The 14,263-nt window shown below is 71.7% G+C and carries 15 protein-coding genes; 9 read left to right on the forward strand and 6 right to left on the reverse strand.

Going from position 1 to position 14,263, the window contains the following annotated elements:
* Window positions 1–93 precede the first annotated feature (93 nt).
* Window positions 94–240: an SCO1431 family membrane protein gene (locus tag ACFWZ2_RS37780; RefSeq protein ID WP_384553697.1), complete on the forward strand. Its 147-nt coding sequence runs from the start codon at window positions 94–96 to the stop codon at window positions 238–240.
* Here ACFWZ2_RS37780 and ACFWZ2_RS37785 read toward each other — a convergent pair.
* From ACFWZ2_RS37785 to ACFWZ2_RS37795, 3 genes are read right to left on the reverse strand one after another with little or no spacing between them, the layout of a single operon-like run.
* Window positions 218–1,126 (reverse strand): hypothetical protein, encoded by a 909-nt coding sequence (locus ACFWZ2_RS37785; RefSeq protein WP_384553699.1) that lies wholly within the window; start codon window positions 1,124–1,126, stop codon window positions 218–220. The genes ACFWZ2_RS37780 and ACFWZ2_RS37785 overlap by 23 nt on opposite strands.
* A gap of 24 nt (window positions 1,127–1,150) precedes the next feature.
* A complete protein-coding gene (locus tag ACFWZ2_RS37790; protein ID WP_384553701.1) occupies window positions 1,151–2,134 on the reverse strand; it encodes a DUF6114 domain-containing protein in 984 nt (327 codons plus the stop codon).
* Window positions 2,125–2,646, reverse strand: coding sequence for a DUF6230 family protein (locus tag ACFWZ2_RS37795; RefSeq protein ID WP_384553723.1), 522 nt, complete (start codon window positions 2,644–2,646; stop codon window positions 2,125–2,127). Before ACFWZ2_RS37795 ends, ACFWZ2_RS37790 begins: the two co-directional genes overlap by 10 nt.
* Before the next feature lie 233 nt (window positions 2,647–2,879).
* Here ACFWZ2_RS37795 and ACFWZ2_RS37800 point away from each other — a divergent pair, with 233 nt between their 5' ends.
* On the forward strand, window positions 2,880–3,503 hold the full coding sequence (locus ACFWZ2_RS37800) for a TetR/AcrR family transcriptional regulator (protein WP_384553702.1): 624 nt from the start codon (window positions 2,880–2,882) through the stop codon (window positions 3,501–3,503).
* 102 nt (window positions 3,504–3,605) lie between these two features.
* On the opposite strand, the gene ACFWZ2_RS37805 is transcribed toward ACFWZ2_RS37800, so the two are convergent.
* A complete protein-coding gene (locus tag ACFWZ2_RS37805) occupies window positions 3,606–4,850 on the reverse strand; it encodes a glycoside hydrolase family 18 protein (RefSeq protein WP_384553704.1) in 1,245 nt (414 codons plus the stop codon).
* 349 nt (window positions 4,851–5,199) lie between these two features.
* Between ACFWZ2_RS37805 and ACFWZ2_RS37810 the strand changes: the two genes are divergently transcribed.
* Window positions 5,200–6,375 (forward strand): acyl-CoA dehydrogenase family protein, encoded by a 1,176-nt coding sequence (locus ACFWZ2_RS37810; RefSeq protein ID WP_384553706.1) that lies wholly within the window; start codon window positions 5,200–5,202, stop codon window positions 6,373–6,375.
* Here the strand turns inward: ACFWZ2_RS37810 and ACFWZ2_RS37815 are convergent.
* The gene (locus ACFWZ2_RS37815; protein ID WP_384553708.1) at window positions 6,338–6,745 is read right to left on the reverse strand and encodes a hypothetical protein; all 408 of its coding nucleotides are present in this window, start codon (window positions 6,743–6,745) and stop codon (window positions 6,338–6,340) included. The two genes, ACFWZ2_RS37810 and ACFWZ2_RS37815, sit on opposite strands and share 38 nt — an antisense overlap.
* A 323-nt stretch (window positions 6,746–7,068) precedes the next feature.
* Between ACFWZ2_RS37815 and ACFWZ2_RS37820 the strand changes: the two genes are divergently transcribed.
* Together ACFWZ2_RS37820 and ACFWZ2_RS37825 are read left to right on the forward strand one after the other, a co-directional pair.
* Window positions 7,069–8,196, forward strand: coding sequence for a hypothetical protein (locus ACFWZ2_RS37820; RefSeq protein ID WP_384553709.1), 1,128 nt, complete (start codon window positions 7,069–7,071; stop codon window positions 8,194–8,196).
* Between the two features lie 23 nt (window positions 8,197–8,219).
* Window positions 8,220–9,320, forward strand: coding sequence for a phosphotransferase family protein (locus ACFWZ2_RS37825; protein ID WP_384553711.1), 1,101 nt, complete (start codon window positions 8,220–8,222; stop codon window positions 9,318–9,320).
* Between the two features lie 7 nt (window positions 9,321–9,327).
* Here ACFWZ2_RS37825 and ACFWZ2_RS37830 read toward each other — a convergent pair whose 3' ends face one another.
* A complete protein-coding gene (locus ACFWZ2_RS37830) occupies window positions 9,328–9,759 on the reverse strand; it encodes a hypothetical protein (protein WP_384553713.1) in 432 nt (143 codons plus the stop codon).
* A 233-nt stretch (window positions 9,760–9,992) separates the two neighbouring features.
* Between ACFWZ2_RS37830 and ACFWZ2_RS37835 the strand changes: the two genes are divergently transcribed.
* The 4 genes from ACFWZ2_RS37835 to fxsA all read left to right on the forward strand — a co-directional run bounded on the left by ACFWZ2_RS37835 (window position 9,993) and on the right by fxsA (window position 14,173).
* Entirely contained in the window at window positions 9,993–10,433 is a 441-nt protein-coding gene (locus ACFWZ2_RS37835; protein ID WP_030789227.1) for an Lrp/AsnC family transcriptional regulator, read from the forward strand.
* A 66-nt stretch (window positions 10,434–10,499) separates the two neighbouring features.
* A complete protein-coding gene (locus tag ACFWZ2_RS37840) occupies window positions 10,500–12,161 on the forward strand; it encodes an amidohydrolase (protein WP_384553716.1) in 1,662 nt (553 codons plus the stop codon).
* A gap of 536 nt (window positions 12,162–12,697) precedes the next feature.
* Window positions 12,698–13,489, forward strand: a complete 792-nt coding sequence (locus ACFWZ2_RS37845) for a polyprenol monophosphomannose synthase (RefSeq protein ID WP_384553717.1) — start codon at window positions 12,698–12,700, stop codon at window positions 13,487–13,489.
* Window positions 13,490–13,594: 105 nt separating this feature from the next.
* Entirely contained in the window at window positions 13,595–14,173 is a 579-nt protein-coding gene (gene fxsA, locus ACFWZ2_RS37850; RefSeq protein ID WP_384553718.1) for an FxsA family membrane protein, read from the forward strand.
* Window positions 14,174–14,263: the final 90 nt, after the last annotated feature.

The following is a 14,263-nucleotide window of genomic DNA, read 5'->3' on the forward strand; positions in this document are numbered from 1 at the left end:
CCTGCTGGCAAGGTGGAGGGGGTCCCGCGGGGGGAAGTCACCGCGAGGGACCCCGTGGGGGAGCCACTGCCAGACACACGTCAGCGAGAAGACATGACTGCGACCTCTGCCACCGCCGTCCGCGCCAAGGCCCGCACCGGCGGTCCCAAGGACGACGGGCCGAAGCTCCTGGAGCACCTCGCGGGCTGGACCCTCGTCGTCGTCCTCGCGATGCTCGTCACGCAGGCCGGTCTGCTGTGACCCCGCTCGCGTAGCCGTCGTCGTCCAGACCGGCCCGCCAGTGCCGCCCCGGCACGCCCACCAGGCCGTACAGCCACCGCACCGGCGAGCGCCCGTGCAGCAGCGTGACCCCCGCGAGCACCGCGAACAGCGGCAGCCCGAGCCACCCGCCGACGAGGCGCACCAGCACGCTGGCGAGGACGGCGCCGAGGAACGGCAGCCCGTAGACCCCGGCCGCCGCGATCGCGATGCCGAGGATCCGCGGCACCTTGCGGTCCTCGTCGGCGCCCGGCAGCGACCACCCCTCCATGAGCCAGCCGATCTCGGTCATCAGCATCGTGCCGATCACGGCGGCGCCGAAGAGCAGCAGCGCGAGGAACGTCCCGGACGTCAGGAAGTCCAGGGCGTGATTGACGACGCTGTCCTTCGGCCAGTCGGCGAAGTCCTTCGCGCCGGGGGAGAGGAAGCGCTCGTAGCCGCTGCCGTCCCACCCGTGGACCAGCGTCCCGAAGAGCAGGAAGTATCCGCCCACGCACTGCAGGTACGCCCAGTAGCCCGCCCCCACGAGCACCAGCGACTGCGCCACCAGGAACCCGAGGATCGCGGCGACCGGGATCCCGCCCGCGTAGAACAGCACGAACCCCGCCCAGACGTCCTCGTGCCCCGACGCGACGTGCATGGTCGCCCATGCGGGGTTCTGCCACAGTAGGAAGAGGCCCGTCGGCACCATCAGGACGGCGGCGAACAGCGCGGTGAGCGCGAGATACGGATTGGCGGCCCTGCTGCGCGTGCGCGGCCCCTCGCCCGCGTTGATCCGCTCCCACACCTGCAGCTGCCGCCCCGCCGAGACGGCGAACGTCGCACCGATCGCGTACGCCCAGAAGAGGGCGGCCTGGATCTGGATCATGCCGGGCCCTTCATGCCGGGGCCTTCACGCGGATGCCTTGAGGGTGAGCCCGCCCGCCACGATCACGTCCGAGGTGACCAGGGCCTGTTCGGCGCTGACGTCCGTCATGAAGACGAACGGCGGTACGACGGGCGGCACCGGCAGCTTGTCGGGCGTGAAGGTCAGACAGAGGATGCCTTCGAGGCACCCCTTGAACTTGGTCAGATACAGCGTGACCGAGCCGCTCAGGTCCAAGGTGTCGGCGCCCAGGGCGAGTTCTTCCTTGCCGTCGCGGGTGGTGAGCCGGTAGTCCGTGAGCGAGGCGGCCTTCATCCGCAGCACCATCACCTTCAACGGTCCGTCCGCGGTGGGGATCTCGCGGACGCCCGCCAGCGTGAAGCCCTGCGGCGCGAAGAGGGTCGTGGTCACGGTCGGCGGCACGCGCGGCGCCACGATCGCGTCGGCGGCGGACGGGGCGGCCTTCGCCGGGTTCCCGTTCATGATCCCGGCGACGATCAGCACGGGAAGGAGCACGGCCAGGGTCCGCGTACCCTGCCCGTCCCGCGCCTTGGGCCGGTCCGGATCCTCCTCGGCGTCCTCGGGCACGGGGCTCCAGCCGAACCCCATGGCGCTGCCCGCGATGCCGAGGAGCATGCCGACCAGGAATCCGCCGAGATTGGTGGCCGCGAACGAAAGCACCGACAGGATCAGGGCGTTGACGCTCACATAGTGGTGGGTGTGCGGCAGCAACCACAGGAAGAGTCCGGCGACGAACAGCGCGATCCCGATGCCGACCGCCGCGATCCCGCCGAGCCCCAGGCTGACCAGGACGGTGAGCGGTGACAGCGGCACGAGCAGGAGCTCGGCGCCGCCGAGTATCAGCAGCAGGCCGCCCCAGAACGGCCGGGTGCGCCGCCATCTGCGCACCACCCGGCGCTGATCGGGCCACGGCAGGCGGCGGTCGAGCCACCCGCCGCCGTCCCTGCGGAAGGGCCTGACCCCGGCTCTGCCGCCACCGGTCAGAAGCACTTCTTGCCGCCGATGCTGACATCGACCTTCATGCCCTTGAGCCGGAAGTTCCCGCCGGTGGCCGACCAGGCGTGCGACTTCACCCCGGCGACCTCGATGTCCCCGGCCTGCAGCCCGAACTTGCCCTTCTCGCCCTTGACTCCGGGCACCTCGTCGAGGGTGGAGGCGTCCCGGCCGATCTGCGCGGTGCCGAAGCGGGCGTCGCCCACCAGGTCCTCGCCGTCGATGACGAGGTTGCTCGCGGTGACGTTGCCCGCGTCGCCGCCTGCGGTCAGTTTGAAGACGACGGTGCCGACAGGTGTCTTGACCTCGGCGGCCTGGCAGATGTCGGAGAGCGTGGCGTCACCGATCCCGAGGAGCGCCACCGGGTGCCCCTTGCCGTCGATGTCCCGGTCGGTCTGGACGTACGAGGACAGGCCCTCGCTGGTCAGCTTGCCCGACGAGACCTGGAAGCTGGTCCCGGAGACGGCGAAGGACGCGGCGAGCGCGCCCTCGGCCATCACGGAGGCCATCACGCCGACGGCGAGGACGGCGGGCAGGGCCACCACCGCCGTCTTCTTCCAGTTGGTTCTGCCCTCGCGTAACGCGTTGCGTGCTGCGCCCACTGTCTTCCTCCCGTACGTCGTGCCTGTGCGTAAGCGTGCGTAAGGGGAGTGCGTGAAGTGCCGTCGGGAGCCGAACCGGCAGGTGGCACCGTTCTGCCATACTGCGGACATCCCGAGGCAGTTGGAGACTAGGGCCGAAATTGAATAATAGTCAACAGCGCGGCACCGACCGCTCCGCGGCGCGCCGTGCCGAACTCATCGTCATCGGCCGGAAGTTGTTCGCCGACACGTCCTACGACGCCCTGTCCATGGACGACATCGCGAAGCAGGCAGGCGTCGCCAAAGGGCTGATCTACTACTACTTCAAGTCCAAGCGGGGCTACTACCTGGCGATCATCGAGGACTCCGTCGCCGACCTCGTCGCGCGCGCCGGACGCCACGACGACCTGCCGCCCGCGGAGCGGGTGCACCGCACCATCGACGGCTATCTGCGCTACGCCGAGCACCACCAGGCCGCGTACCGCACCATCATCAGCGGCGGCGTCGGCTTCGACGCCGAGGTGCACGCCATACGGGACGGCGTGCGCGAGGCGATGATCGGCGCGATCGCCGAAGGGGCCTACGGCCGCAAGGACATACCGCGCCTCGCCCGCACCGCGCTGCTCGGCTGGCTGTGCAGCGTCGAGGGCATCGCACTGGACTGGATCGGCCACCAGGGCCTGCCGCGTGAGACGGTCTGCGACCTGCTCGTACGGACCCTCGGCGACACCCTGCGCGTGATCGAGGACTTCGAGCCCTCCTATCCCGCGCCGCCGCGCCCATGAGGAAGTGAAAGGCGCGGAGCGCGGCCTTGAAAGGGCGGTGGTGGGAGACGGGAGGGCGGGAGCCGCCGACCGGCTCCCGCCCCCACCCTCTCCCACGGTGCGTCAGTTGATGGCCTTGATCAGCTCACCGCCCGACGTGTCACCGCTGAGCTCCCAGAAGAACGTGCCGCCGAGGCCCTGCTGGTTCTTGTAGTCCATCTTCCCCGCGATGGTCGCCGGGGTGTCGTAGCTCCACCAGTTGTTCCCGCAGTACGCGTACGCGGTCCCGCCGACCGTGCCGTTGGCCGGGCACTTGGTCTTCAGTTCCTTGTAGTCGTCGATGCCCTGCTCGTACTTGCCCGCGGCGGGTCCCGTCGCGGTGCCGCCGGGCTCCTTCTGCGTGACGCCCGTCCAGCCGCGGCCGTAGAAGCCGATGCCGAGCAGCAGCTTCTCGGAGGGGATGCCGAGCCCCTTCAGCTTCTTGATGGTGGCGTCGGAGTTCCAGGACTCCTTCGGGATGCCGCTGTAGGAGGTGAGCGGCGAGTGCGGCGCGGTCGGCCCCTTCGCGTCCCAGGCACCGAAGAAGTCGTACGTCATGGGGTTGTACCAGTCGACGTACTGCGCGGCGCCCGCGTAGTCGGCGGCGTCGATCTTCCCGCCGTCCGCGGCGTCCGCCGGGATCGCCGCGGTCACGAGGTTGCCAGCGCCGAACTTCGAACGCACCGCGGACATCAGGCTCTTGTACGCCTCGCGCCCGCTGGTGTCACAGGTCAGACCGCAGGCGTTGGGGTACTCCCAGTCGATGTCGATGCCGTCGAAGACATCGGCCCACTTGGAGTTCTCGACCAGGTCGTAGCAGGACTGGGCGAACGCGGCGGGGTTCTTGGCCGCCTCGGTGAAGCCGCCCGACCAGGTCCAACCGCCGAAGGACCAGAGGACCTTGAGGTCGGGGTGCTTCTTCTTCAGCTTGCGCAGCTGGTTGAAGTTGCCCCGCAGATCCTGGTCCCAGGTGTCGGCGACGCCGTCCACGGACTGGTCAGCGGTGTACGCCTTGTCGGTGGCCGCATAGGCGTCGCCCATCGTGCACTTGCCGCCCTGGACGTTGCCGAAGGCGTAGTTGATGTGCGTGAGCTTGTCGGCGGAGCCTGACGTCTCGACGTTCTTGACGTGGTAGTTCCGGTCGTAGACGCCCCATTCGGTGAAGTAGCCGACGACCTTGGAACCGGCGGCGGCCCGTGTGCCGGAGCCGCTGTCCTGCCCGGCGGCGGCGCTGCCCGCGCCGGCCAGCAGGCCCGCGCCGAGCACGGCGCAACAGGCGGTGGCGATGAGCGCCCGGAAGGAGGCGCGGGAGGTGTGCGGTCTGAGCATCGTGTCTCCTCGTGGGGGGAAACAGGGAGGGGGGAAGTGGTGCTGTGGACCTGCGTGTGCGTCTTGGCATGAACGCGTTAAGACGTTCGGGGGAACAGTAGGAGGACTAGACCAGTGCGTCAATGGTTCGTACCAATTAAGGGGCGACCGTCGATCTTCGGCTATCTTTCGAGTAAGCGGTCGTTAACTAGTGACTGGCTGGCGCGGATCGGGCATACTCAACGCGCCAGAGCCGCTGGTCAGCAGCTTCCGTGACCCGGAAGGAGACCCCGGCCCGGCATCGTTTCGCGGCGACGCCGCCCCCACCCAGCGCGGGCGTCCGCCGAAGCCCCACAGGGAGGAGAGCGACATGCCCGATCAGGGAGTCCCGCAGCCGGTGGACCGTCAGCTGCCCACGGACGAGGCCAGGGATCTGCTCTCACTCGTCCGGGACATCGTCCAGCGCGAGATCGCGCCGCGGGCCGCGGAAGAAGAGGAAGCCGGGCGCTTCCCCCGCGAGGTCTTCACCCTGTTGTCCGAATCGGGTCTGCTCGGTCTGCCGTACGCCTCCGAATTCGGCGGCGGCGACCAGCCGTACGAGGTCTACCTCCAGGTCCTCGAAGAGCTCGCGGCCGCCCGTCTGACCGTCGGCCTCGGCGTCAGCGTGCACTCCCTGTCCTGCCACGCTCTCGGGGGCTACGGCACCAAGGAGCAGCAGGCCGAGCACCTGCCGGACATGCTCGGCGGCGGCCTCCTCGGCGCGTACTGCCTCTCCGAGCCCGCCTCGGGATCCGATGCCGCGTCCCTGCGCACCAAGGCCGTCAGGGACGGTGACGACTGGGTCATCACCGGCACCAAGGCCTGGATCACGCACGGCGGCATCGCCGACTTCTACACCGTCCTCGCCCGCACCGGCGGCGAGGGCGCCCGCGGCGTCACGGCCTTCCTGGTGCCGGGCGACGCGGAGGGCCTGAACGCCGCGGTGCCCGAGAAGAAGATGGGCATGAAGGGCTCGCCCACCGCCCAGATCAACTTCGACGGCGTCCGTGTCCCCGACTCCCGCCGCATCGGCGACGAGGGACAGGGCTTCGCCATCGCCCTCTCCGCGCTCGACTCGGGGCGGCTCGGCATCGCGGCCTGCGCGATCGGGGTGGCCCAGGCGGCCCTCGACGAGGCGGTGTCGTACGCCACCGAGCGCCGGCAGTTCGGCCGGCCCATCGCGGACTTCCAGGGCCTTCGCTTCATGCTCGCGGACATGGCGACGCAGATCGAGGCGGGCCGGGCGCTCTATCTGGCCGCGGGCAGGCTGCGCGACGCGGGCAGGTCGTTCTCCAAGCAGGCGGCCATGGCCAAGCTGCTGTGCACGGACGCCGCGATGAAGGTCACGACGGACGCCGTGCAGGTCCTCGGGGGCTATGGCTACACCGCGGACTTCCCGGTGGAGCGCTTCATGCGCGAGGCCAAGGTGCTGCAGATCGTCGAGGGCACCAATCAGATCCAGCGCATGGTCATCGCGCGTCACCTCGCGGGTCCCGACTCCCGCTGAGGTCCAGGGCCGCGCCGAACTGGCCGTGCCGCACCGGCGGCGCCGCGAGCCGGACCCACTCCGGGTCGGGGTGTCCCGGCAGGGTGCGGCCGCGGTCGGACCAGTGGCGGATCAGCGCGCGGTAGATCGGCGGGTCCTGGAGGTGCGGCTGCTGGAACGCGGGCTGCGGGTGCGGCTGCGCGGGCGGCTGAGCGTGGGGCTGGTACGGGTGCCCCGGCGCGTGGGGCGGATGCGGTGGCTGGTGGGGCTGTGCCTGTGGGGGGCGCTGGGGCCGCTGGGGAACCGATTCTGCGGAGGCGGGCACCGCCACCAGCGCGCGCCGTCGGCGGCCGGTGGGGATATGCGCCGGGCCCATGTCCGTGGGGGTCATGCCGGGCCAACGCCTGGCGCAGCGTCGAAGTCACCGCTCCATGGATTCGACCGTGAGTTCGCGGCATGCCCGTGCGGCGGTGCGGGCGTCCGCGTGGACGGCTGTACGGCCCCGCCCGCGCGCCGGAGGCGGACTCTCGCGCGGCACGAGAACGGCCCGCGCGTGGCGCGGCAACAGCGCGCGCACGGCCGGGGTGCGGCCCGTGAACGCGGCCTGACACGCGTCTGGCTCCGTCCCTTGATCTGACGTACCGTCATCTGCGCGCCGGAGGCCCGCACCGCCTCCCGCCACCCTGAACTGCCGTGCATCCAGGGAGGTTTGCCGTGGCAGACGACCGTCCGGTCCCGCTCGACGAGTACCCCGTGCACCAGGTCCCGCTGTCGATGAAGCACGTCGCGACGGGCGACCGCAACGCCTACGACCGGTGCATCTTCCACCTCTTCGACCACGAGGGCCGCGCGCTGCTCATCCTCGGCCTCGGCGTCTACCCGAACACCGGTGTCATCGACGCGTACGCCACCCTGCGCATCGGCGATACGCTGCACGCCGTACGCGCCTCCGACGCCCTGGGCGACGACCGGATGAACCTCTCCGTCGGCCCCCTGCGCATCACCGTCGACGAGCCGCTGCGCCGCCTGCGCCTGGAGTGCACCGCCGACCCGGCCGACCCGGACTCCCTCACGTACGACCTCACTTGGACCGCCGACTTCCCGGCGCTCTGGGAGCCGCACCACATCCAGCGCCGCGGCGACCGGCTGAGCCTCGAAGGGCGCCGCTTCGTCCAGGCGGGCCGCCCGGCCGGGGTGATCCGCGTCGGATCCGAGGAGATCCGGGTGACGGAGCGGGAGTGGACCGGCACGCGCGACCGCAGCTGGGGCGTGCGGCCCATCCCGGGCGAGGAACGCGGGCGCCTCGAGGAGGAGTTCGCCACCGAGGGCTTCCACTGGATCTGGTGCCCGGTGCGCTTCGACGACCGTTTCCTCATGGTCATCGCCCAGGAGGACGCGGACGGCTACCGCACCCTGAACGACGCCACCCTCGTCCGCGACGGCCACCCCGACCGCCAACTCGGCTGGCCCCAGGCCGACATCACCTACCGCCCGGGCACCCGCCACCCGGAGAGCGCCGTCATCCACCTCACCGACCCCGACGACCGCAAGCCCGTGGAACTCGACGTGCGGGTCCTCGCCTCGCTGCCGCTCGCCGTGGGCGCGGGCTACCCGCCTGCCGACGACTGGCAGCACGGCACCTGGCGCGGCCGCGACTGGACCGACCGGCGCACCTACGACCTCGCGGACCCCGCGGCCCACCCGCTCGCCGCGTACGGCGTCATCGACCACGCCGCCCGCTTCACCCTCAACGGGCGGACGGGCTACGGAATCTTCGAGCACGGCAGCTTCGGCCGCCACGACCCGAGCGGGTTCACCGGATTCGACTCGGTCGCGCCCTGAGCGGCCGGGAGAGGAGCACGGGCATGGCCACGCCGCCCCGACCCCGCACCACGACACGCGAACCGGAAGAGCTCGCCCGCCGCCTGACCGCCTGGCTCGGCAGTCGCCTGCCCGGCGCCAAGGCGGTCGACGTGACCGTCCCCGAGTCCAACGGCATGTCCAGCGAGACCCTGCTCTTCTCCATCGAGCACCCCGAACCGCCCCTGAAGTCCTGCGCGTTGCGGGTGGCGGCCGACCCGGCGGCGTACACGATCTTCCCCGTCTACGACATGCCGCGCCAGTACCGCACGATGCGGCTCGTCGCCGAGCACACCGACGTGCCGGTGCCGCGCGTGCTGTGGCTGGAGGAGGACCCGGGACCGCTGGGCGCACCGTTCTTCGTCATGGAACGCGTCGAGGGCCGGGTGCCGCCGGACGTCATGCCCTATACGTACGAGGGGAATTGGCTGCACTCCGCGAGCGACGCCGAGCGTGCGCACCTGGCGGAGGCGTCGGTCCGGATCATCGCCCGCCTGCACGACCAGGTGCCGGTGTCGCAGGCGCAGTTCCTCGCACTGCCCGGCGACGGCACCCCACTGCGCCGCCACGTCGCGTCCCAACGCGCCTACTACGCATGGGTGGTGAGCGGCCTGCCCCGCTCGCCGCTGATCGAGAGCGCCTTCGCCCGGCTCGAGGAGATGTGGCCGGACGACGAGGGCGACCCGGTCCTCAACTGGGGCGACGCACGCATCGGGAACATCATCTACGCCGGTTTCGACCCCGTGGCCGTCCTCGACTGGGAGATGGCGTCCCTGGCCCCGCGCGAGGTCGACATCGGCTGGACCGTCTATCTGCACCGGTTCTTCCAGGACTTGACGGAGAGCTTCGGGCAGCCGGGCCTGCCGGACTTCCTGCGCCGCGAGCACATCGAGGAGACGTATGCGCGGCTCACCGGGCACACGCCGCGCAGCATGGACTTCTACACGCTGTACGCGGCGCTGCGGCACGCCGTCGTGATGCTGCGCGTCGCCTACCGCCAGGTCCACTTCGGCGAGGCCGAGGTGCCGGGGAGCGCCGAGGAGGCGGACATGCTGATCCTGCACCACGACAGCCTGGCGGCCATGGTGCAGGGCAGCTACTGGTGACGGTGGCTCAGGCGGCGGGCCGGTGCTGCTGGGGCACGCGGACCATGGGGCGCGAGCCGGGACCGCCCACGTGCGAGAAGGGCTGCGTCCGCCAGTCGAGTCCCTGAGGGAGCGTCAGGAGCAGGGCGGTGTCCTGCTCCTGAGCCTCCATCGACTCGTCGGCGGGCGCGGCGTCGCCGGCCGCACGGCCGGTGCCGGCGCAGACCGTGAGCCCGAACGGGTTCCACGGGGTGGGGCACAGCGCGTGCTCGGGCAGGACGTCCTCGTCGGCAAGGAGCGCGATCGGCTGCCCGCAGTCGGGGCAGTTGACCCGGTACATCTCGAAGGTGTCGTAGGCGTCGAGCGTGTCGTCCGCCGGTTCGACGCCCTCCGGCTCGGGTTCGGCGACCGGCTGCTGCTTGCTGCGGGCAGACCGGCCGGGGCGCTTCAAATTCTGCATGGGAATCTCCCCCTTGGGTGGGCCGACAAGGCGCTGCGGCCTCGACCACAGCAAGCACTTCCCGTCCCGTCGTGGGCGTAATCGTTGCATCCCGAAGGACACGGTCACAGGGATGTGTCGTTCGTCACATGCCGTGCGGAGTTGCCGCTCGGCGACCCGGGAAACCGCCGGTCGGACGCCCCCTTCGGGTGCTCGGGTATCCCGGGGGATCAAGAGCCCTGTAGGTTCGGCGCATGGAGGAGCTGGACCGACAGATCGTGCAGCTGCTCGTCAAGGACGGGCGGATGAGCTACACCGACCTGGGCAAGGCCACGGGCCTGTCCACGTCGGCCGTGCACCAGCGGGTGCGACGCCTAGAGCAGCGCGGCGTCATCCGCGGCTATGCCGCGGTCGTCGACCCCGAGGCCGTCGGGCTGCCGCTCACCGCGTTCATCTCGGTGAAGCCGTTCGACCCCAGCGCCCCCGACGACATCGCCGAACGCCTCGCGGGCGTCCCGGAGATCGAGGCGTGCCACAGCGTCGCGGGCGACGAGAACTACATCCTCAAGGTGCGCGTCGCCACCCCGCTGGAACTGGAACACCTGCTGAGCAGGCTGCGCGCCCTCGCGGGCGTCTCCACGCGCACGACGGTCGTCCTCTCCACGCCGTACGAGGCGCGTCCGCCGCAGGTCTGACCGCGCGCACGGCACACCGGCCGACCCCCGCGTCGGCCGCCCGCCCCGAGGGGCGAGACTGGTCCCATGAGCGAGAGCACCGCCCCAGGGATGCATTCCCAGGACCCCCAGGCCCCCCAGGACCACCGCACCGTGCTGCTGCGAGGCGGAGAGGTCCACAGCCCCGCCGACCCGTTCGCGACCGCGATGGTCGTCGAGCGCGGGCATGTCGCCTGGGTCGGCTCCGAGGGCGCGGCCGACGCCTTCGCCGACGGCGTCGACGAGGTCGTCGACCTCGAAGGGTGCCTGGTCACCCCGGCATTCACCGATGCCCACGTGCACACCACCGCCACCGGCCTCGCGCTGACGGGACTCGATCTGACAGGGGCCCGTTCGCTCGACGAAGCGCTCGTTCTCGTACGCGAACACACCGCGGCGCGGCCGGACGACGTCGTGCTGCTCGGCCACGGCTGGGACGCCGCACGCTGGCCCGGCGGCCGCCCGCCCACGCGCGCGGAACTCGACGAGGCGACCGGTGGTCGTCCGCTCTACCTGTCCCGCATCGACGTCCACTCGGCGGTCGCCACCACCGCCCTGCTCGACCTGGTCCCCGGCATCACGGAACGCACCGGCTTCCACCCCGACGCCCCGCTGACCGGCGACGCCCACCACGGCATCCGCGCCGCCGCCCTCGCCGCGATCACGCCCCGGCAGCGCACGGAGGCCCAGCGCGCCGCCCTGCGCCGCGCCGCGTCCCTCGGCATCGGCTCGGTCCACGAGTGCGCGGGCCCGCAGATCTCCGACGAGGACGACTTCACGGGCCTGCTGCGGCTCGCCGCGGCGGAGGCGGGCCCGCGCGTGGTCGGCTACTGGGCGGAGCAGGGCGCCGAAGGTGTCGCGCGCGCCCGCGAGTTGGGTGCCCTCGGCGCCGCGGGCGACCTCTTCGTGGACGGCGCCCTCGGCTCGCACACGGCCTGCCTGCACGATCCCTACACCGACGTCGCCCACACCGGCACCGCCTACCTCGACGCCGCCGACGTCGCGGCCCACGTCGTGGCCTGCACCGAGGCGGGCCTCCAGGCGGGCTTCCACGCCATCGGGGACGCCGCCGTGGGCGCCGTGGCCGACGGCATGCGCGCGGCCGCCGAGACGGTCGGCCTGGCCCGCGTCCGCGCCGCGAGGCACCGCGTGGAGCACGCCGAGATGCTCACCCCCGAGACCATCGCGGCCTTCGCCGAGTTCGGCCTCACCGCCTCCGTCCAGCCCGCCTTCGACGCGCTGTGGGGCGGCGACGACGGCATGTACGCCCAGCGCCTCGGCGCCGAACGCGCCCGCACCCTCAACCCGTACGCCGCCCTCCTGCGCACCGGCGTCCCGCTCGCCTTCGGCTCGGACAGCCCGGTCACCCCGCTCGACCCGTGGGGCACCGTGCGCGCCGCCGCCTTCCACCACACGCCCGAGCACCGCGTCTCGGTGCGCGCGGCGTTCACCGCCCACACGCGCGGCGGCTGGCGGGCCGTCGGCCGCGACGACGCGGGCGTCCTGGTGCCCGGCGCGCCCGCGGACTACGCCGTGTGGCGCACCGCCGATCTGGTGGTGCAGGCCCCGGACGACCGCGTGGCCCGCTGGTCGACCGACCCGCGCTCCGGTACCCCCGGCCTGCCCGACCTGACGCCGGGCGCCGATCTCCCCGTCTGTCTGCGCACCGTGGTGGGCGGGCGGCCGGTCTTCGTGGGGCCGGACGAGTGATGTCACGGCGATGCGCGCCGCGGATCGCGGCCCGCCCGTCCGTCGTACGACCTGGGAATCCTCGGCATTGACCTGCCGCTCCACGCCATAGCCCCAGGTCACATGGCTATTGACAGAGAGCCGCCGTCGGCGGGTAGGTTCGGCCGGGTCCACCACAGGACGTCCGACCGGCGAACCTCCACGCAGTCGTCGAACGCCGCTGGGTCATGGGTGGTGTGCCGCACCGGCGCACCACCACTGGGAGCCAGGTCCAGCGCCCGCGACGCGGAGGCGAGGGAACGTATCAGCCGATCGGCAGGTGTGACCCGGGTGGGGCCCGGACGCTCAGTAGACAACGGCTCTCGGTCGATCCGCAGCCAGCGGGTCCCAGGTCGGCCCGAAGGGTGCCGGGCCCCGATCCGCAGTACGTCCCGAACGTCCCGGAGCGGGTGCGACCCGGTACATCTCGGGTACTTCCGCCCCGACCTCCGTGCCGCCGCTGCGGCGCAGGCCGCGGCCACTATGGTGGTCCTCTGCGTACGAACGAAGGGGCAGTAGTGAACGACGGCGGTCGGGTCTCCGAATCAGGGGACCAGGGGAGAGAATTCGGCCCGCTCGGCACGGCCTTGGTGATCATTCCGACCTACAACGAGGCGGAGAACATCCAGTCCATCGTCGGCCGGGTGCGAGCCTCCGTGCCGGACGCGCACGTCTTGGTGGCCGACGACAACAGCCCCGACGGCACCGGCAAGATCGCCGATGAGCTGGTGGCCGAGGACGACCACGTCCACGTGCTGCACCGCAAGGGCAAGGAAGGCCTCGGCGCCGCCTATCTCGCGGGCTTCCGCTGGGGTCTCGACAACGGCTACGGCGTCATCATCGAGATGGACGCCGACGGCTCGCACCAGCCGGAGGAGCTGCCCCGGCTGCTCACCGCGCTGAAGGGCGCCGACCTCGTGCTCGGCTCGCGCTGGGTGCCGGGCGGCCGGGTCGTCAACTGGCCCAAGTACCGGGAGTTCATCTCGCGCGGCGGCAGCACCTACTCGCGGCTGCTGCTCGACGTGCCCATCAGGGACGTGACGGGCGGCTACCGCGCGTTCCGCCGCGAGACCCTGGAGGGCCTCGGCCTCGGCGAGGTCGAGTCGCAGGGGTACTGCTTCCAGGTCGACCTCGCCCGCCGTGCGGTCAAGGCCGGTTACCACGTCGTCGAGGTGCCCATCACGTTCGTCGAGCGGGAGCTCGGGGACAGCAAGATGAGCCAGAACATCGTGGTCGAGGCGCTGTGGCGGGTCACCGCCTGGGGCGTGGGGGAGCGGGTCGGCCGCGTCGTCGGCCGCAAGCAGCCCTGAGGACGGCGCTCCCGGCCCGCCCTCGCGGCGGGCCCACGGTTCCCGGCCCGCCCTCTTGATCATCCCCTTATCCCGGACTGAGGCGGGCCCAGGCACACTGGGAGCATGACGACTGGCGCACCGCCTCCCCATCGCACTGCCCGGCCCCGGCGCTCCGGGCCCCTGAGGTTCCTTCCGCTCGGCATCGCCGCGTGGCTGGTCCTCGAGATCTGGCTGCTCACGGTCGTGGCGGGGGCCACGAGCGGCCTCGTGGTCTTCCTGCTCCTGGTCGCCGGCCTCGTGCTCGGCTCCGCGGTGATCAAGCGCGCGGGGCGCAGGGCCTTCCGCAAGCTCAGCGAGGCGGTGCAACAGCAGCAGAGCGGCCTGACGCCCGCCCCGGAGACCAGCGGTGGCGGCGGCGCCCTGACGATGCTGGGCGGCCTCCTGATCATCCTGCCGGGCCTCATCTCGGACGCGCTCGGCCTGATCCTGCTGATCCCGCCGGTCCAGAAGGCGCTCGGGCGGTACGCGGAGCGGACGTTCGAGCGCAAGGTGCGCGAGGCGACCCCCGGCGGCCTTGGCGACGCCTTCCAGCAGGCCCGTATGCACCGCCCGGACGGCAAGGTCGTCCAGGGCGAGGTCATCAGGGACGACGAGCCCCGGACGCGCACCCCGCGCCCGGACGACCCGCAGCTGCCGCGCTGATCCACTTCCTGCGGGCGGGGCACCCCCGCCCGCAGGGCATCGAGACACACACGCGAGACACAAACGAGGGCCGGGGCCACTGCTCAGCAG

Origin of the sequence: Streptomyces sp. NPDC059002 (assembly GCF_042740435.1) — a bacterium.
Lineage (GTDB): Bacteria > Actinomycetota > Actinomycetes > Streptomycetales > Streptomycetaceae > Streptomyces.